Below are 17,604 nucleotides of genomic sequence, written 5' to 3'. Positions count from 1 at the left end.
CCGGCGTCGCCGGCGGCTGCGTGCTGTGAGCTCTTCGACCGGCATGGAGCTTCCCGCCGTTTTGTCTAGGGTCCTAGACTCGCGGGCAGAGACCGGAGGGGATGGCATGCCAGGCGAGTTCGAGCGCATCGCGCAGATCGATGACCCGTACGAACTCCTGCGCGCGGCGACCACACGCCTGGCGGAGGCTCAGCAAGAGGTCACCGAGCTGGCCCGGCTGCGGCGGCGGCTGATCCAGGACCTCCACGCGCAGGGCATGTCGTACGCGCAGATCGCGCAGGCCGCCGGGCTGAGCCGCGGGCGGATCCATCAGATCCGGCACACGGGACCGGCGCCCGAAGGCGCGTTCCTGGGGAACGGCGCGGTGACCGTCGTGACCCCGTTGCGGCCCGACCCGGCCAGCGACCGGACGTACGTTGCCCTGGACGACCTCACCACCGGCAAGCGGCTGGAAGACCTCGCGCGGACCTTCGATCTGTCGGTCGGGTACGACCACGTGGGCCTCAACGGTGAGATCGACCTCAACCGTCCGGGACTGCTGGTGATCTGCGGTCCCCGCATGTCCCCTGCGATGCGGGAAGCGTATGAGAAGGACCCGGTCTTGGAGTGGGAGCGCGACGATGTCGGCTGGCTCCTCCGAGACAAGCGGACCGGCAAGGAGTTCCGTTCGGGACAGGAGGAGGAGCCGCAACGCCCGTATGACATCGGGTACCTGGGGCGGCTTCCCCGTCCGGACGGCAACGGCAGCATCCTCGCCATCGCCGGTATCCATCCCGAGGGTTCGCTAGGTGTCGTGCACTTCCTGACCAGCGACATCAGCAGCCTGTGGGGCAAGGTGGCAGACAGCCGTTTCTCGGCGATCGTCGGCACCGAGTACGACCCGAGGACCCATGAGCCGCTGCGTACCGAGCTTCTGACTCCGGTCTACCGACACGACGAGGCGGCCTGACGGGAGACATGGATGCGCGTGCTGATCGCTACCGAGCCGGGAAACCCTGCACGGGACAACGAGGACTTCGCGGCGGCGGCATCTGGTGTCCTGCTGGTCGTTGACGGGGCGGGCGCTCCTGCCGGTCTGGAGTCGGGATGCTCGCACTCGGTCTCCTGGTATGCCCGGTCCCTGGGTGGACTGCTACTCGCAGAGGCCGTGAACACGGGGGCTTCCCTTCCCGAAGCCTTGGCCGTGGCCATTGAGCGGGTCAACGCCCTTCATCAGGACGCTTGCGACCTCGAACATCCCGGGTCCCCGTCTGCCACGGTGGCCCTGGCGCGGGTGGCTGGTGATCATCTGGAGTACCTGGTGCTGTCTGACTCGGTGCTGGTGCTCGACCAGGTGGACGATGAGCCCTTGGTCGTCACCGATGACCGGCTGGGTCGTGTGATCGCCAAGCTGGACGATCCGGATGAACGGCCACCGCTCGGGACGGATGAGCACGCCGCCGGGCTGCTCAGCCGTGTACAGAAGCTCGCCTTGTACCGCAATCAACCGGGCGGCTTCTGGGTAGCCAGCACCAAGCCTGAGGCGGCCGGGCAGGCGCTCACGGGGTCCGTTCCGCTGGAAGGTCTGGGAGCTGTCGCGCTTCTCAGCGATGGGGCGAGTCGGCTTGCCGACCGCTTCGGGCTGGCGACGTGGCATGAGCTCCTGGCCGTGCTGCGCAAGGAAGGTCCCGGGGAGCTGATCGCCCGAACGCGCGAGGTCGAAGCCAGCGACCCGGACGGTTCGCGCTGGCCACGAGGCAAGGCCTCGGACGATGCCAGCGTTGTCTACTGGCGGCCTCACGAGTGAGCGCGGCAATTTTGTAGACCCCCCTAGACAGTCGCTCCGTTAGGCCGTACCTTACTGTCCACCTCCCTAGACAAACCAAGTGAGTGAATCCACCCGGTGTCTAGGGGGGTGGACAACGAGTTGGAGGACTCATGCGCAACATCCCCGTCGACGTCACCGGCCTGACCTTCGTGTGCGTCGCTCCGCCCCGTCCCAAGCTGGTCAGCCAGGAGACCGGAGAGGTCAAGGTGGACCGTGACGGCAACGCCGTATTCACGGTGGGCCTGTCGGCCGCCGACCAGATGGGCCGAATCGACCTGCTGAGCGTGGCGCTGTCCAAGGACCCCGGCATCACGCTTGGACAGGTGGTGCGCGTGGTCGGTCTGGTCGCGATGCCCTGGGAGCGGCAGATGAACGGTCGGCTGCGTTGGGGCATCGCCTACCGCGCCGACGACATCGTCCCGGCCACCTTGGCGGCCGTCCCGCCCGCTGGTACTTCCACGGACGCGGCCTGAAGGGAACGGTCATGACGGACTTCTACCTCTTCCTCGGCGGCATGGTCGCCGTCGCGGTCGGGCTGTGGGCCTGGCGGCGCTGGCACCCGGACTCGTTCTGGTACGGCGTCGCCTTCCCCACCCGGATGGTGCTGGTCTACCTGACCTGGAGTCATGTCGCCTCCGGTTGCGGCCTGACCCGCACCCGGCAGCGCTGGCGGTACACCCTGGACGCCCTGCCGGTCGTCGGTCCGGCCGCCCGCAACGCCGCGACGGTCGTGCAGTACAAACGCCAGCTTCGCCGCGTGGGCGTCGAGAAGGCTCCGCGGCTCGGGCTGCCCCGGCCGACCCGGCTGGGCTGGCGGGTACGGCTGCGGCTGAGCGATGGGCAGGCTCCCGCCGACTACGAGAAGGCGGCCGAACGCATCGCGCACGCCTGGCGGGTGCACTCGGTGCGAGTAGTCGACGTCACGCCCGGCCACGTCACTCTGTGGGCCACCATGCGTGACCCACTGACGGTGGTGGAGGTGGCTCCCGAAACCGGGGAGCTGCTGAAGGTGCGTCCGGGCAAGCTGGAGAACGGCCAAGACTGGGTGATCGACTTCCGGGTTGTGCCGCACTGGCTGAACGCCGGGGCCACACAGTCGGGCAAGTCCAACCTGGCCAACGCCATCATCAAGGCCCTGGCCCCGCAACCGGTCGCCCTGGTCGGGTTCGACCTCAAGGGCGGGGTGGAGTTCACCCCCTACGCCCCTCGCCTGTCGGCGCTGGCCACCACCCGCACGCAGTGCCGCGCCCTGCTGGATGACCTGGTGGCCGAGCTGGAAGACCGCATGGAACAGTGCCGCTCCCACGGCGCACGCAACGTGTGGCGTCTGCCTGAAGAGCTGCGCCCGGTCCCGATCGTCGTCCTGATCGACGAGGTGGCCGAGCTGTTCCTGATGGCCGACAAGTCCGAGAAGGATGAGGTCGCTCGTACCGGAACCGCACTGTTGCGGGTCGCTCAACTGGGCCGCGCGTTCGCCGTCCATTTGGTGGTGTGCGGCCAGCGCATCGGCTCGGACCTCGGTCCCGGCGTCACCGCGCTGCGGGCGCAGCTCTCCGGGCGGGTCTGCCACCGCGTCAACGACCCCGAAACCGCCAACATGACGCTTGGCGACATGGACCCGGCCGCCCTGGACGCCGCCCGCGCCATCCCCGCCGAGACCCCCGGTGTGTGCATCGTCGCCGGTCAAGACGGCGCTTGGTACCGCGCTCGCTCGGTCTATGTCTCCGAGAAAGCCGCTGAGACCGCCACCCGCGACCACGCGCACCTGACCCCCGACTGGAACGACCTGATCGGTTCCTCCCTCACCACCGGTCCCGGCTGCTCGGCCGCCGCCGCCTGATCTTCCCTCTCCCACTTCGCCCGGCGTGAGCCCTGATCGCGCCACGTCCCTACCTGACCCATGCCCGAAACCGGCTCTGGAGGCATCGTGACCGCCCGAGTGATCGCCCTTCGCCCTCGTTCCGTCTCCGGCTCCGCATCCGTTTCGTCCTCGCCGTCGTCCTCGTCCCGCCGGTCGTCGTCCTCGTCCCGCCGGTCGTCGTCCTCGTCCCGATCGGCGGCCATGGCCGTCCTCGGCTCGGTGCGTATCGACTGGGACGCCGTCCGAGCCCTCTACCTCGCCCGCTGCTCGTGTTGCGTGGACACCTTCACCGCCACCACCTTCGACCAGGCCGACACCTGGGCCGCCGCGCACCGTTGTGATGCCGAACTGGTGGCGCTGCTGGCCTCGCTGAGCGTTCGGGCGGCGGCGTGAGTCGGCGCCTGTGGGGCGGGCTGGTCGATGTCGCCCCGGTGCTGGTCCTGGCGGTCATCGCGGCCGCCGGGTCCTTCACCCACATCCGCGACACCGCCATCGACCACGGACAACACGGCTGGATGGCCTGGGCCGTAGCGGTGTGCATCGACCTGACCTGCGTCATGGCGGCCCGCGAGCGCCAACGCGACAAGCACACCGGCCGCCACTCCTCCGGCCCCTCCTGGCCAACGTTGGTACTGACCGGCGGCATCCTGCTCTCCTTGGCGGCCAACCTCGCCCAAGCCGAACCCTCCGTCTGGGGCTGGATCGTGGCCGGCACCCCGGCGGCGGCGTTCCTGGTCGCGGTCTCCATGCTCGAACGCCGCGCGGCGGCCGTCCGTCCTGCCGAACCGGCCTCGCCCGCCTCCGGCGAGATGGCTCCGCCGCCGTCCTTCGGCCACCCCTCGGCCTCGTCCCGACCGTCTCCGGCGTCCTCGGCGACGTCCCCGTCCCGTGAGATCCAGGACGGTCCTCGTCCTGGGCTGGCGGCTGCCGTCCCCGCCGGTCCTGATGTCAGCGAGCAAACCGCCTTGCCCGTCCCCGGCCAAGACGCCCCCGCCGCCGAGGGTCGATCACCGGAACCGGCCGCGCCGCTGGTGGCCTTCGCCCGCCGTGTGGCCGCCGAACATCAGGCCACCTACGGACGCCCCATCACCCGTGACGCCCTGCGGGCTCGTCTCGGGGTGTCCAACCAGCTCGCCTCCGAGCTGCTGCGCCAAGTCCGCGACCACGTCCCCGCCTGACCCGACGAGGAGACCGCCATGCCCGAGCAGAACTCCCCGATCGTCCCCGGCGACCTGTTCGCCCGCCACCAGACCATCACCGGCCTCCGTGCCCTGGCCGACTTCCTGGAGGCCAACCCCGACGTGCCCGTCTGCGAATACGGCTGGACGCTCCGAATGTCCCAGGGAGTCAGCCAGAACGCCGAGACCGACGCCCACCAGCGGGCCGAGGTCGACCGCGTGGCCGCCCTCCTGGACGTCGAGCCCTCCACCACCCCCGGCGGCCACTACCAGGCATTCCGCCGTTTCGGCCGGATCGTCTACCAGATCAGCCACATCCCCGCTCGGCGCATGGAAGAGCACGAGGCGCTCATGAGCTACGCCGACCACTTCCACGCCGACGGCCGGAACGAGCCGGGGCGGGCGGCCTGATGACCGGCAAGCCCGCGCCCCGGTTCTGGTACCGGTGCCGGTCCTGCGGCCACTCCCGCGCCTCGGACTGGCGCGACCTCCCGGCCGACCTGACCGGGACCGCCTGCAACTCCTGCGGCTCCGAAGAGATCACCCTCTACGAACTCGCCACCCGGGCTGCCGTCCGGCTGCCCCGCCCGTTGCTCCCGCCGGTGCAGCGCTACACGTGCTGCCACTGCGGCGGCACCGGCCTGGACTCCCTCGCCAACACCTGCCCTGCCTGCCTGGGCGCGGGCTTCTGCTGAAACGAGGACCCTGATGCTGCTGCGCAAACTCGGCTACTACGCCCTGGCGGCCACGCTCCTGTTCTTCGCCCTGCGCGACCCCAACGGAGCCGCCCGAACGGTCAAGGCGACGTTCGGCCTGCTGATGACCATCGCCGACGGCCTGAGCCGCTTCGTCTCCGCCTTCTAACCCCGCCCCGTCCTGCCCCCGCCCTGGCGCGGCCTTCCCCGCACCGCGTCAGGGCCACCCCGCCCACCAACCGACAGGAGTCCTGCTGCCCGTGTCCCTTGCTCCCGTCGCCTCCCTGCACAACCCGGCCGCCGTCCGACAGATGGCCACCCGCCTCAACGGAACCGACTTCGCCCGCTGGGCCGCCCGCACCCGCGCCCTGGGCGGCTGCCTCCAGCCGATCCGGCTACGGGGCCACATCGACCACATCGACGCTCTGACTGGTGCGCTGCTGCACCGCTACAGCACCCACGCCGAACCCGGCGGTGTGCTGCGGGTGGCCTGCAAGACCCGCCGCGCCTCGCGCTGCCCCGCCTGCGCCGAGACCTACCGCGCCGACACCTATCAACTCGTGCGCGCCGGACTGGTCGGCGGCAAAGGCGTCCCCCAGACAGTCACCACCCACCCGGCCGCGTTCGTCACCCTCACCGCACCCTCGTTCGGCCCGGTCCACACGCGACGGGAGAAGAGCGGCGCGGTGATGCCCTGTCACCCGCGCCGCAACGCCGGAACCTGCCCGCACGGACGGCCGCTGTCGTGCACCACCCGGCACGCCGCCGACGACCCGGCGCTGGGACAACCGTTGTGCGGCGACTGCTACGACTACACCGGCTCGGTCCTGTTCAACGCCTGCGCGCCGGAGCTGTGGCGGCGCTTCACCATGGCGCTACGGCGACGCATCGCCAAAACCGCCGGGCTCACCCTGACCGAGCTGCGCGAGACACTGACGGTCTCCTTCGCCAAGGTCGCCGAATACCAACGCCGCGGCGTGGTCCACTTCCACGCCGTCATCCGCCTCGACGGACCCGACGGGCCTGCCTCGTCCCCGCCCGGCTGGGCCACCTTCGAGGACCTAGCCCACGCCGTCACTCACGCCGCCCGCGCCGTCACCGTTCCCACCCCGGCCGCCCCCAGCGTCGCCTCCCGTTCCCTGACCTGGGGCACGCAGATCGACATCCGCCCGATCACCAGCAGCGGGGATCTCACCGACCAGGCGGTAGCGGGCTACATCGCCAAATACGCCACCAAAGCCGCCGAATGCGTCGGCACCCTGGACCGGCGCATCCACCCCTCCGACAACCTGGACGCCCTCCCGGTCACCACCCACGCCCGACGGCTCATCGCCGAATGCCTGCGCCTGGGCGGCCTGGAAGAGCTGGCTGATCTGCGGCTGGCCGAGTGGGCACACATGCTCGGCTTCCGGGGCCACTTCTCCACCAAGTCGCGCCGCTACTCCACCACCCTGGGCGCACTCCGCGAAGCGCGCATGGCCCACAACCAGCGCGAACGCGAGATCACCACCGGCTGCCTGCCCTTCGAGGACGACGACCAGGTCCTCGTCGTCGCGCACTGGCGCTACGCCGGACACGGCCTCTCCCCCGGCGACGCCCTCCTCACCGCCGCCCTCACCGGCACACCCCTCCCACCACTGACCACCGACCGAAGGGACACCGCATGAACGACCTCGTCCTGACCGTCGACGAAGCCGCCGAACGGCTCCGCGTGAGCCGCTGGACGATCTACAACCTCATCCGCTCCAACCAGCTCCGCACGATCAGGATCGGCCGCCGCCGTCTCGTTCCCGCCGAAGCGCTCGCCGCCTGCCTTGCAGAGCTCATGGACATGGAAGAGGCCGCCTGATGACCAAGACGGAAGAACCGGAGGAGGCCGCGCAGAAGGGCAAGCCTCGCCGTCGGAGCCGTGCCAATGGTGAAGGGTCGATCTTCCCCTACCGGGGTCGCTACGCGGCCTACATCTGGGTCACCACTCCCGCCGGGGAGAGAAAGCGCAGGTGGGTCTACGGCAAGACCCGTGAAGAGGTCCACGACAAGTACGTCAAGCTCCTCGCGGAAGCCAAGACGCGTCCCATCCCCACGAAGGTGCCGGCCGTCGCCGAGTATCTGACGTACTGGCTGCGGGACGTGGTCGAGCCCAACCGCGAACCGGCCACCTACGACAACTACGAGACCATGTCCCGGCTCTACATCATCCCGGGCCTGGGCAAGAAGCGGCTCGACAAGCTCAACGTCCGGGACGTTCAGACCTGGCTCAACAAGATCCCCGGTACCTGCCAGTGCTGCGCGCAGGGCAAGGACGCGAAGCGTCCCAAGGAACACAAGGACCCGCGCAGACGGCAACGCTGCTGCGCCCTGGGCGAGTGCTGCGAGGACTTCCCCAGCCGCCAGACCATCAGGCTGGCGCGCAACACGCTGCGGAACGCGCTCAATAACGCGATGTCCGAGGAGATCATCTCCCGCAACGTCGCGGGCCTCGCCAAGGTCCCGGCCGCGCGGAAGCGGGGCCGGAAGGCGTCGACCTGGACTGTGGAGGAGGCTCGCCGTTTTCTCGAATACACGCGGGAGGTCAATGATCCGCTGTACGCCGCGTGGGTCCTCATCCTCGTGATGGGAATGCGCAAAGGCGAGGTGTTCGGGCTTCTCTGGGATGAGGTCGATTTCGACCGGGAGGAATTGGCCATTGGCTGGCAGCTCCAGCGGGTTCGGGGCGTTCTGATCCACAAGGAGCGGACCAAGACCGATGGATCGACCGATGTCCTGCCGCTGCCCGGCCTGTGCGCGACCGCGCTGCGGGTCCGTCAGGAGCAGCAGAAAGCCGCCCGGGATGCTGCGGGGAAGGAGTGGAACGAGGGCGGCTTCGTCTTCACGACCCGCACCGGTCGTCCGGTGGAGCCGCGCAACGTCAACCGTGCCTTCGCCTCGCGGTGCGTCGCTGCGGGCGTCAAGGTGATCCGGGTCCACGACACCCGGCACACGTGCGGCAAGCTCCTGGCGGCGCTGGACGTTCACCCGCGCGTGGCCATGCAGATCCTCCGGCACAGCAAGATCAGCATCACGATGGAGGTCTACACCGAAGTGCCGTCCGAGAGCACGCGGGCGGCGCTCAAGCAGCTCGGCGAGCACCTCGGATGGTCCGCTGAGCAGGACGGATAAGCCGCTGTAGCTGTACTTCGCTGCTGTACGAGGACCAAAAGAGCCCCCTTCCTTGATCGGAAGGGGGCTCTGATGTGGAGAGCCGGCGAGGGGACTTGAACCCCTAACCCCTTGTTTACAAGACAAGTGCTCTGCCAATTGAGCTACGCCGGCGGGCCCGAAGGCATGGTAGTCGACGACAGGGGGTCGGCGCTTGTCGGAATCGGGGCGGTCAGGAGTGGCGGAGGCGGGAGATCTCGTAGAGGGCGATGCCCGCCGCCACCCCGGCGTTCAGGGACTCGGCGTGGCCCGGCATCGGGATGTTGACCAGCAGGTCGCAGGTCTCCGAGACCAGGCGGCCCAGGCCCTTGCCCTCCGAGCCCACCACCAGGACGATCGGGCCCGTGGCCACCTCGACGTCGGCGACCGTCGCCGTGCCGTCGGCGGCCAGGCCCACCACGAAGAAGCCCGCCTTCTGGTACGCCTTCAGCTGGCGGGACAGGTTCGTGGTCTGGGCCACCGGGAGGCTCGCCAGGGTGCCCGCGGACGTCTTCCACGCGCCCGCGGTGACGCCCGCCGCGCGGCGTTCGGGGATGACCACGCCGGCCGCGCCGAACGCCGAGGCGGAACGCACGATCGCGCCCAGGTTGCGCGGGTCGGTGATGCCGTCCAGCACGACGATCAGGGGGGCCGTGCCGCGCGCCAGGTCGTCGGGGTGGGCGTAGCGGTAGGGCTTCACCTGGAGCGCGATGCCCTGGTGGACCGCGCCGTCGGTGAGGCGGTCCAGCTCGGGCTTGCCCGCCTCCAGCAGCGGGATGCCCCGGTCGGTGGCGATCTGGATGGCCTCGCGGACGCGGTCGTCGCGGCCCTCGCTCACGTAGAGGGCGGTGCCGGGGACCTTGGCGCGCAGGGCCTCGACGACCGGGTTGCGGCCGGTGACCAGCTCGGGGACCTCGCCGTTGGCGCGGCGGGCGCCGGCGGGACGGCCCGAACGGACCGGCTTGTCGTCCTTGCCCTGGCGGGCGGCGGGCCCCGCGGTGGTCGTGCCGGTGCGGCGCGAGTTCTTGGCGGCACGCGCCTTCTGGCGCTTGGCGTGCCAGTGCCGGTCCTCGGCCTTGGGAGTGGGTCCCTTGCCCTTGCGTTTGGCCATGTTCGTCCTTCGCGACGGTTGCGGCTCGCCCCCGTTGCGGACGGCCCCCAAACATCCGATTTTATGGGGCGCCGGGGAGTGCGACGTCACTGACGCGGAGACTCCAGGCGTTTGAGGACCTCGTGGAGCAGGGACTCGACGGAGGCGAGGCGTTCCTCGATCGCGGTGAGGCGCCGGTCGGTGTCGCGGGTCCGGAACGGCTGCCGGAACGCCGTGGGCCTGCCGCCGCCCAGGGCGAGGACGATCCGGTCCCGGACGGACGGCAGGTCCGCGCCGAGCCCGCCGAGGACCCGCGCGGCCACGCCGTTGGCCTCGCGCAGCAGGCCGAGCATGATGTGCCCGGAGTCGATGGAGTCGTGGCGCAGCGCCTTGGCCTCGCGGAGGCTGAGTTCCAGGACGTGTTTGGCGCGCGGCGTGAACGGGACGTGGTCGGGCGGCGCCGCCTCGCCCCGGCCGACGAGCTCCTCGACCCTCGCGCGGAGGGTCGGCAGATCGACCTCGGCGGGACGCAGGGCCTCGGCGAACGCGGGGTCCGGGTCTCGCCAGAGCCCGAGCAGGAGGTGCTCGGTGCCGATGTGGGCGTGGGCCAGCAGCCGGGATTCCTCCTGGGCCGCCACGATGACCTGCCGGGCACGGTCGGTGAACCGCTCGAACACTGGTGACCACCTCGTGGGGGATCGACGTGGGCCGGTCCCTCGACCGTACGCGCCGATCCCCCACCCGGCCAGATCGATGCCCCCGCGGGGGCCGCCGGTCAGCCTCGCTTGAGCTCCCAGCGGGGGCCGTGCGGGGTGTCCTCCACGGCGATCCCGGCGGCGGTCAGGCCGTCGCGGATGGCGTCGGCGGCGGCGTAGTCCTTGCGGGCGCGGGCGGCCTGCCGCTGCTCCAGGGCCACCCGGACCAGGGCGTCCACGACCGGCTTGAGGTCGTCCTCGCCCGCCCCGGCCCACTGTGGCGACAGCGGGTCCAGGCCGAGCGCGTCGGTCATGGCGCGCACCGCCGCCAGGTGCCGGGCGACGGCGTCCTTGTCGTCGGACGCCAGGGCGCTGTTGCCCTCCCGGACGGTCTCGTGCACGACGGCCAGCGCCTGCGGGACGCCGAGGTCGTCGTTCATCGCCTGGACGAACGCCGCCGGCGGCTCGCCGGGCGTCCCGGCCCCGACGACCTCGGCGGCGCGGGTCACGAAGCCCTCGATCCGCTGGTAGGCGGTCACCGCCTCGGCGAGGGCCGCGTCGGTGTAGTCCATCAGCGACCGGTAGTGCGCCGACGCCAGGTAGTAGCGGACCTCGGCGGGGCGGGCGCGGTCGAGCAGGTCGGTCAGCAGCACGACGTTGCCGACGGACTTGCTCATCTTCTCGCCGTCCACCGTGAGCAGCCCGTTGTGCATCCAGTACCGGGCGAAGCCGTCCCCGGCCGCCTGCGACTGGGCGATCTCGTTCTCATGGTGCGGGAAGATCAGGTCCATGCCGCCGCCGTGGATGTCGAACGTCGACCCCAGGTACTTGGTGGCCATCGCCGAGCACTCCAGGTGCCAGCCGGGACGGCCGTCGCCCCACGGGGTCTCCCAGGAGGGTTCGCCGGGCTTGACGCCCTTCCACAGCGCGAAGTCGAGCGGGCTGCGCTTGCAGTCGGAGTTCGGCACGTCCTTCGGGTCGCGCATGTTCTCGATCTTCTGGTTGGACAGCGCGCCGTAGCGCTCGGCCCAGGACGGGACGTCGAAGTAGACGTCGCCGCCGGCCGCGTAGGCGTGGCCATGTTCGATCAGCCGCCGCATCAGCACGATCATCTCCGGGACGTGCCCGGTGGCGCGCGGCTCGATGGTCGGCGGAAGGCAGCCCAGGGTGTCGTAGCCCCGGGTGAAGACCCGCAGGTTGCCCTCGGCGACGGCGAACCACGGCACGCCGGTCTCGGCGGCCACGTTGATGATCTTGTCGTCGATGTCGGTGACGTTGCGGACGAACGTGACCTCGTACCCGGACCGCCGCAGCCACCTCAGCAGCACGTCGTAGATGACGCCGGAGCGGAGGTGGCCGATGTGCGGGGCGGCCTGCGGCGTCGCACCACACACGTACATCCCCACGCGGCCCTCTTCCAGGGGCTCGAACGTGCGGACGGTACGGGTGCTGGTGTCGTAAAGGCGCAGGCTCACGGGTTCAGGTTATTGGATCGGCGCCGGGACGCGTGTTCTAACGCGTGTAGACCTTGGCGGGCGACACCCGCACGATCACGCGTTCGGCCGGGCCGTGCTCCTTCCAGGGCTGCCCGGTGTACTTGTGCGACAGCTCCTGGATCAGCGCGCCCTCGGGGTCGTCGACGATCGTGGCGGTGCCCCGGACCTCGGCGTAGGCGTAGGGGTTCTCCTGGTCGAACACGCACAGCGTCACGCGCGGGTCGCGGGTGAGGTTGCCGTGCTTGCGGCGGCCCTTGACCGTGGAGAACACGACGTCGTCGCCGTCCATCTTGGCCCACACCACGCTGGACTGCGGGTGGCCGTCGGGCTCGATCGTCGAGAGCGTGACGAAGTTGGTGCCGTCGAACAGCTCGCGGGCCTTGTCGTTCAGCGTGTCCGCCATGGTCGTCCCCCCAGGTCGTCGTGGCCGTCGGGAAGATCATCCCATGCGGCGGGGCGACCGGGCGCGGCGGTGGCAGACCTCGGCGAGCACGACGGCGTTGGGGGTCTCCCCGGCCATCGCGACCAGGTCGCCGGTGCCGTCGTGGGAGCGGACGACGACCAGGCCGTTGCCGATCACCACCTCGCGGACGGCGGGCCAGGGCAGCCGCCGCCCGTCCTTGGCCACCCCGTCCGGGCCGACCGCGAACGGGCCGAACCGCACGGTCCCGCCCGACCCGACCACGCCCAGCACGCGGGGGACGAGGCGGCGCGCGACCTCCGCGACGACCGTTCCGGCGAGGTCGCCGACGTCCGGCAGGCCGTCACCGAGCGTCAGCGTCCGCCCGTCGACGGCGGTGAGGACGCAGCGCCAGCGGGTGCGGGCGCGGTGGGAGCGGCGCACGCCCGAGACGGTCACCTCGGTCAGCTCGTCCCACAGGTACGCGCCGCGCAGACCGGATCCGGTCACGGTCAGGCCGCCCTCGTGCAGGCGGACGACGGTGTCGCGGCCCCGCAGCGCGCCGCGCGCCAGGATCCAGACGACCGCGCCCAGGTAGCCGGTCGCCAGCAGCGCCGCCGGAACGCCCAGCAGCGGCCGCCCGGAGGTCAGGTACACCGCGGCGGCCGGGACCAGCGCGATCCCGGCCAGGCCGAGCAGGGTCAGCCACGCCAGCGCGCGGCGGCGGGCGGGCCGGGCGTCGAACTCCCGCACCAGGGTGCCGAGCCGCGGCCCGACCGCCCGGCCGGGAAGGCTGCGCGGAGTGGGCACGAACAACCGCCTACCCGCGCGACACGGTCGAAAATCCCCGAAAGAGGACAGCCTCGGCTGACCGATCCGGGACGTCGGCCTGCGGGACGACGACCGTTCCGACGGGACGTATCGGTCCATAACGCACGACCGTGCGGGCGACAGGAGTAATCCGCGGGCAAGGTGGTTACGCTCCCTTCCGTAACGTCCCGTAGCCGCCTTCCCCCGAGACGAGTGCGCGATGTCCCCTGACCCGTCGAGCCCGCAGGAGGGCTCCCGGCACACCCCGGCGCAGCGCCGGATCCTCACCGCCGTCACCGGGACGGCCGTCGCCGTGGTGGCGGCCGGCTCGTTCGCGGTGACCTACGACGCGTTGCGCGACCTGGCCGTGGCGGGCCGGGTCGGGGAACGCTGGGCCCCCGTCTACCCGGTCATGGCGGACGTGCTGCTGGTGGTCGTGGTGCTGGCGCTGCTGGTGGCGCGGCACGCCCCGTGGTGGTCGCGGGCGCTGCGGTGGCTGGTGCTGGTGGCGCTGTTCGCGGGCGGCGCGGCGCTCAGCGTGCAGCACGCGGTGTGGGGGTTCGCGTCGCTGCCGCAGGACCGGCTGCGGGCGGGCGTGGCGGTCGCGCCGCACGCGGCGCTGGTGCTGGCGGTCTGGCTCTGGCTCACCATGATCAGGCATCTGCGGCTGCCGCGCCCGTCGGGCCGGATCCGCCCCGCCCCGGTCGAGGGGGCCCATGTGCGGATCGTCGAGCGCGCCGAGCCGGGGAGGCCGCCCGCGTCACCGCCGCCCGCGTCGCTGCCCACGGACGTGGAGCTCGTCCGCGACGGCCACGCCCCGGACGCTCCCGACGCCCCGGACGCTCCCGAAGTCCCGGAGGCCTCCGCCGACCATGCGGCCGACCATGGCGCCGATCACGACGCCGACGACGACACCGATGAGCTCGTCCCCGTGACGATCGCGACGCGGCCGGACCTGGTGCCGCCGCCGGCGACGCCGGCGGACGACGACGATGACGACGTTCCGGCGGTGGACCGTGCCGAGGATCCCGACGGGGGCGACGCCGACCACGGCGGGCGCGGCCGTCACCGCCGCGGTGTCGGCGACACCGCGGACGATCTGCCGATCTGGGACTGGAACCCGCCGTCGGAGTCGCTGCGCAGCTCCCCGACGCCGCCCGGCGACTGACCGGGCGGCCGGTGCGCTCAGGCGCGGGCGACGACCAGGGCGTTGGCGATCGCGGCCAGGCCCTCGCCCCGGCCGGTCAGGCCGAGGCCGTCGGTCGTGGTGCCGGAGACCGTGACGGTCGCGCCGCCCAGGGCCTCCGACAGGGTCTTCTCGGCCTCGGCGCGCCGCTTGCTGATCTTCGGGCGGTTGCCGATCACCTGGACGGCGACGTTGCCGATCTCGTAACCGGCCTCGTCGACCAGGCGGGCCACCTCGCGCAGCAGCGTGACGCCCGACGCGCCCGACCAGCGCGGGTCGGCGGTGCCGAAGACCGCGCCCAGGTCGCCCAGGCCGCAGGCCGACAGGAGGGCGTCGCAGGCCGCGTGGGCGGCCACGTCGCCGTCGGAGTGGCCCTCCAGCCCCGGCCCCTCGCCGGGCCATTCCAGGCCCGCGCACCAGAGGGGACGGTCGGTGGAAGCGAACGGGTGGACGTCGGTTCCGACGCCCACCCGTGGAAGCCGTGCGCGCAAGCTCAGCCGGCCAGGACCTCGTCGAGGAGGGCCTCGGCCTTGTCCTCGTTGGTCTTCTCGGCCAGGGCGAGCTCGCTCACCAGAATCTGGCGCGCCTTGGCGAGCATGCGCTTCTCGCCCGCCGACAGGCCGCGCTCCTTGTCGCGCCGCCAAAGGTCCCGGACGACCTCGGCGACCTTGTTGACGTCACCGGAGGCGAGCTTCTCCAGATTGGCCTTGTAGCGCCGCGACCAGTTGGTCGGCTCCTCGGTGTAGGGTGCGCGCAGCACCTCGAACACCTTGTCCAGGCCCTCCTGGCCGACGACGTCGCGAACGCCCACGTCCTCGACGTTCTCGACCGGAACGCGAACAGTCAGGTCGCCCTTGTCGACCTTCAGGACCAGATAGGTCCTTTCCTCACCCTTGATGGTGCGAGTCTCGATGGCCTCGATCCGAGCAGCCCCATGGTGGGGGTAGACGACGGTGTCGCCGACCTGGAAAGTCATGTGACAAGTACCCCTTCCGCTACACCCAGGATAGCACGGGCCTGCCGGTGACCGCACCGGCGTTCACGACATATGCGCAGGTCAACCCCCTAATTGGGGTCTTGACAAAGGCGATTAATGGTGCGTCTGGGACTCGTTTCAGCAGGATATGAAGATCGCACAATGATCGTTTAGGGGGTGGCCGGCGGTTCCCGCCGACCCCCTGACCACGGCCTGCGGGCGGCCCATACTGGAAGGTGAACATGCCGGACCGCGCGGGTACGAAGCGCCCGGGAGGGCACGGAACGGGCAGAGGACGGGCGCGGAACAGACGCGGAACGGGCGCGGACCGGTCGCAGGGACGGTGAGGTGCGGCGTGAGGCCAGACGGCGACCCCGACGACTACGGGCTCCCCCATGTCGACGTCGTGGTGCCCGACGACCCCCGCGATCTCCACCGCGACGTGCTCGCCTACCACCGCGAGCTGCGCCGCGACCGGCGGCGGGCCCGGCTGCGCCGGGTGTTCGGGCCGGTCACCCGGTTCGGGGTGGCGATCCCGATCATCGCGGGGGCGCTGCTGGTCGCGCTGGTCAGCGGGGTGCTGCTGACGACGTTCGGGCCCCGGCCCATGCCCCGGCCGACGGCGGCGCTGCTGAACCCGCATCCCACCGGCAAGCCCGGCGAGGTCGGCGGGCCGCTGCCGGAGGGCAGGGTCACGGTCGTGGAGGGGCGGCCCACCGAGGTCTCCGCGCGCGAGGCGATCCACCCCGGCGTGATCGGGATCGCCGCGCCGGGCTGCGGATGCGCCCGCACCATCGCCGACCTGGCCGCGCGGACCCAGCCGTTCCAGCTCAACTTCTGGCTGGTCGGCCACCCCTACGGCGGGGTCACCGGCGAGCGGATGTCCCGGGAGCTCCAGACGCTCGGGCGGGAGGTGCACGCCGGCTCCGTGCAGCGCGTCCGCGACGACCGGGGGCTGCTGGCCGGCGCCTACGCGCCCGGCCGCCCCACCGGCGTGACCCTGGTGCTGGTGGACACGGTCGGAACGGTCACCGACATCGTCCGCGACGCCCGCCCGACCCCCGAGCTCCAGGCGAAGATCAAGAAGCTGACGGAGAGCTGACCGGGGCAAAACCAGCCCCGCCGTCAGGGTGAGCGCCAGGTCTCGCTACGCTTCCCCTGGCGTTTCTCTCGCCGAAATGCCACACCTCTTCCCAAGACCCTTTCGCGAGGAGAATCGACGCCGTGATCCGAAACAGCCGTCGAGTGGTCGCGTTCGCCATCGCGGGCGCCGTCGCCATCGCGCCGGTGCTTTCCGGCTGCGGCGCCGGCCAGGAGCCCCAGACCGCCGCGCCCACCCGGCTGACCGAGGCGGTCAACGCCTACGTGCCGGCGGACAAGCCGGCGAACGCGCACATCGAGATCCGCAACCTGTTCGTGCTCGGCCCCAAGCCCGGCCAGTCGTTCGGATCGGGCAGCAACCTGCCGCTGTACGCCGCGTTCATCAACCAGGTGAAGGGCCAGGACCAGCTGACCGGTGTCGAGGCCCCGGACTTCGAGCAGGTGAAGATCACCGGTGGCGCCGTGACGTTGCCGCCCGCCCGCCCGTCCGGCGAGGGCGTGCTGACCACGCTGGTGGGCGACTCGACCGCCGCGTCCGCCTCCCCGTCCGCCTCCCCGTCCGGCTCGGCCAAGCCGACGGACAAGAAGTCCGCCAAGCCGGGTGACTCGCCCAGCCCGAACGCCACCGGCGGCCCCAACGCCACCGGCAGCCCGACGGCCAAGCCGACCGGCAACGGCAGCCCGGGCGCGACGCCGGAGCCGACCGGCCAGGGCGCCACGCCGACCGCGAGCGGCTCCCCGTCGGCGCCCTCGTCCAACACCGCCTCCCCCGCGGCGGAGCCGGCCCCGGTGCCGTCTCCGGGCAAGGCCCCGCTGGTGGTGCTGACCGGCCTCAAGCGCCAGCTGCTGGGCGGTGAGACCCTCAAGGTCACGCTGCGGTTCCAGAACGCGGGCAGCATCACGCTGAACGTCCCGGTCATCCCGCAGCAGAACGAGTACGCCTCCTACGCCGCGGTGTCCAACGGCACCCCGCTCCCGGGCGCGTCCGCCGAGTCCGAGAAGACCGACGGGGGCGGCCACCACCCCCGCGGTGAGGAGCAGAAGCCGGAGCACGGCGGCACTCCGGCCCCGTCGTCCCCGGCGTCCGGGGCCCCGGCCGGCCACTGAGCCACCGGGGTCGCCGAACGACCAG

The 17,604-nt window shown here is 71.4% G+C and carries 22 protein-coding genes and 1 tRNA gene; 15 read left to right on the top strand and 8 right to left on the bottom strand.

Annotated elements, in window-relative coordinates:
* Positions 1-106 precede the first annotated feature (106 nt).
* From AKI01S_RS15180 to AKI01S_RS15130, 12 genes are all read left to right on the top strand, one after another.
* A complete protein-coding gene (locus tag AKI01S_RS15180) occupies positions 107-949 on the top strand; it encodes a sigma-70 RNA polymerase sigma factor region 4 domain-containing protein (RefSeq protein WP_067816943.1) in 843 nt (280 codons plus the stop codon).
* 12 nt (positions 950-961) lie between these two features.
* On the top strand, positions 962-1,786 hold the full coding sequence (locus AKI01S_RS15175) for a protein phosphatase 2C domain-containing protein (RefSeq protein WP_067816940.1): 825 nt from the start codon (positions 962-964) through the stop codon (positions 1,784-1,786).
* Between the two features lie 131 nt (positions 1,787-1,917).
* Positions 1,918-2,280, top strand: a complete 363-nt coding sequence (locus AKI01S_RS15170; RefSeq protein WP_067816936.1) for an SCO3933 family regulatory protein — start codon at positions 1,918-1,920, stop codon at positions 2,278-2,280.
* An 11-nt stretch (positions 2,281-2,291) separates the two neighbouring features.
* Positions 2,292-3,647, top strand: coding sequence for an FtsK/SpoIIIE domain-containing protein (locus AKI01S_RS15165; RefSeq protein WP_067816933.1), 1,356 nt, complete (start codon positions 2,292-2,294; stop codon positions 3,645-3,647).
* Between the two features lie 222 nt (positions 3,648-3,869).
* A complete protein-coding gene (locus AKI01S_RS15160; protein WP_067816930.1) occupies positions 3,870-4,061 on the top strand; it encodes a hypothetical protein in 192 nt (63 codons plus the stop codon).
* Entirely contained in the window at positions 4,058-4,846 is a 789-nt protein-coding gene (locus tag AKI01S_RS15155) for a DUF2637 domain-containing protein (RefSeq protein ID WP_067816927.1), read from the top strand. The genes AKI01S_RS15160 and AKI01S_RS15155 overlap by 4 nt, the downstream gene beginning before the upstream one ends.
* Positions 4,847-4,864: 18 nt before the next feature.
* Positions 4,865-5,257, top strand: a complete 393-nt coding sequence (locus AKI01S_RS15150; RefSeq protein ID WP_067816925.1) for a hypothetical protein — start codon at positions 4,865-4,867, stop codon at positions 5,255-5,257.
* On the top strand, positions 5,257-5,541 hold the full coding sequence (locus AKI01S_RS15145) for a hypothetical protein (protein WP_067816922.1): 285 nt from the start codon (positions 5,257-5,259) through the stop codon (positions 5,539-5,541). Before AKI01S_RS15150 ends, AKI01S_RS15145 begins: the two co-directional genes overlap by 1 nt.
* A 13-nt stretch (positions 5,542-5,554) precedes the next feature.
* Complete coding sequence (locus AKI01S_RS50520) at positions 5,555-5,710, top strand: hypothetical protein (RefSeq protein WP_157419849.1); 156 nt, start codon at positions 5,555-5,557, stop codon at positions 5,708-5,710.
* A 142-nt stretch (positions 5,711-5,852) separates the two neighbouring features.
* Entirely contained in the window at positions 5,853-7,208 is a 1,356-nt protein-coding gene (locus tag AKI01S_RS15140; protein ID WP_067817019.1) for a replication initiator, read from the top strand.
* A complete protein-coding gene (locus AKI01S_RS15135) occupies positions 7,205-7,390 on the top strand; it encodes a helix-turn-helix domain-containing protein (RefSeq protein WP_067816920.1) in 186 nt (61 codons plus the stop codon). Before AKI01S_RS15140 ends, AKI01S_RS15135 begins: the two co-directional genes overlap by 4 nt.
* A complete protein-coding gene (locus AKI01S_RS15130) occupies positions 7,390-8,700 on the top strand; it encodes a site-specific integrase (RefSeq protein ID WP_067816915.1) in 1,311 nt (436 codons plus the stop codon). Before AKI01S_RS15135 ends, AKI01S_RS15130 begins: the two co-directional genes overlap by 1 nt.
* Positions 8,701-8,780: 80 nt before the next feature.
* Here the strand turns inward: AKI01S_RS15130 and AKI01S_RS15125 are convergent.
* The 6 genes from AKI01S_RS15125 to AKI01S_RS15100 all read right to left on the bottom strand — a co-directional run bounded on the left by AKI01S_RS15125 (position 8,781) and on the right by AKI01S_RS15100 (position 13,209).
* Positions 8,781-8,853 (bottom strand) — tRNA-Thr (locus tag AKI01S_RS15125).
* Positions 8,854-8,911: 58 nt separating this feature from the next.
* Positions 8,912-9,829: a 23S rRNA (guanosine(2251)-2'-O)-methyltransferase RlmB gene (gene rlmB / locus AKI01S_RS15120; RefSeq protein ID WP_083999608.1), complete on the bottom strand. Its 918-nt coding sequence runs from the start codon at positions 9,827-9,829 to the stop codon at positions 8,912-8,914.
* A gap of 86 nt (positions 9,830-9,915) precedes the next feature.
* A complete protein-coding gene (locus AKI01S_RS15115) occupies positions 9,916-10,485 on the bottom strand; it encodes a Clp protease N-terminal domain-containing protein (RefSeq protein ID WP_067816912.1) in 570 nt (189 codons plus the stop codon).
* 98 nt (positions 10,486-10,583) lie between these two features.
* The gene (gene cysS, locus AKI01S_RS15110) at positions 10,584-11,978 is read right to left on the bottom strand and encodes a cysteine--tRNA ligase (protein WP_067816909.1); all 1,395 of its coding nucleotides are present in this window, start codon (positions 11,976-11,978) and stop codon (positions 10,584-10,586) included.
* A 37-nt stretch (positions 11,979-12,015) separates the two neighbouring features.
* On the bottom strand, positions 12,016-12,402 hold the full coding sequence (locus AKI01S_RS15105) for a PPOX class F420-dependent oxidoreductase (RefSeq protein WP_067816906.1): 387 nt from the start codon (positions 12,400-12,402) through the stop codon (positions 12,016-12,018).
* A 36-nt stretch (positions 12,403-12,438) separates the two neighbouring features.
* Positions 12,439-13,209 (bottom strand): DUF6585 family protein, encoded by a 771-nt coding sequence (locus tag AKI01S_RS15100; protein ID WP_157419848.1) that lies wholly within the window; start codon positions 13,207-13,209, stop codon positions 12,439-12,441.
* 220 nt (positions 13,210-13,429) lie between these two features.
* On the opposite strand from AKI01S_RS15100, the gene AKI01S_RS15095 reads away from it, so the two are divergent.
* Positions 13,430-14,377 carry a DUF2637 domain-containing protein gene (locus AKI01S_RS15095; protein ID WP_067816901.1) on the top strand — a complete coding sequence of 316 codons (948 nt, stop codon included), beginning with the start codon at positions 13,430-13,432 and terminating at the stop codon, positions 14,375-14,377.
* A 17-nt stretch (positions 14,378-14,394) separates the two neighbouring features.
* Here AKI01S_RS15095 and ispF read toward each other — a convergent pair whose 3' ends face one another.
* Together ispF and AKI01S_RS15085 are read right to left on the bottom strand one after the other, a co-directional pair.
* On the bottom strand, positions 14,395-14,865 hold the full coding sequence (gene ispF / locus AKI01S_RS15090; RefSeq protein ID WP_067816898.1) for a 2-C-methyl-D-erythritol 2,4-cyclodiphosphate synthase: 471 nt from the start codon (positions 14,863-14,865) through the stop codon (positions 14,395-14,397).
* A 23-nt stretch (positions 14,866-14,888) separates the two neighbouring features.
* Complete coding sequence (locus tag AKI01S_RS15085; protein WP_067816896.1) at positions 14,889-15,371, bottom strand: CarD family transcriptional regulator; 483 nt, start codon at positions 15,369-15,371, stop codon at positions 14,889-14,891.
* Positions 15,372-15,726: 355 nt separating this feature from the next.
* Here AKI01S_RS15085 and AKI01S_RS15080 point away from each other — a divergent pair, with 355 nt between their 5' ends.
* Positions 15,727-16,473, top strand: coding sequence for a hypothetical protein (locus AKI01S_RS15080; RefSeq protein WP_067816894.1), 747 nt, complete (start codon positions 15,727-15,729; stop codon positions 16,471-16,473).
* A gap of 122 nt (positions 16,474-16,595) precedes the next feature.
* On the top strand, positions 16,596-17,579 hold the full coding sequence (locus AKI01S_RS15075; protein ID WP_157419846.1) for a copper chaperone PCu(A)C: 984 nt from the start codon (positions 16,596-16,598) through the stop codon (positions 17,577-17,579).
* Positions 17,580-17,604: the final 25 nt, after the last annotated feature.

Origin of the sequence: Actinomadura kijaniata NBRC 14229 (assembly GCF_001552175.1) — a bacterium.
Lineage (GTDB): Bacteria > Actinomycetota > Actinomycetes > Streptosporangiales > Streptosporangiaceae > Spirillospora > Spirillospora kijaniata.
The sequence above is the reverse complement of the archived record's forward strand: the minus strand, read 5'-3'. Positions and strand labels throughout refer to the sequence as shown.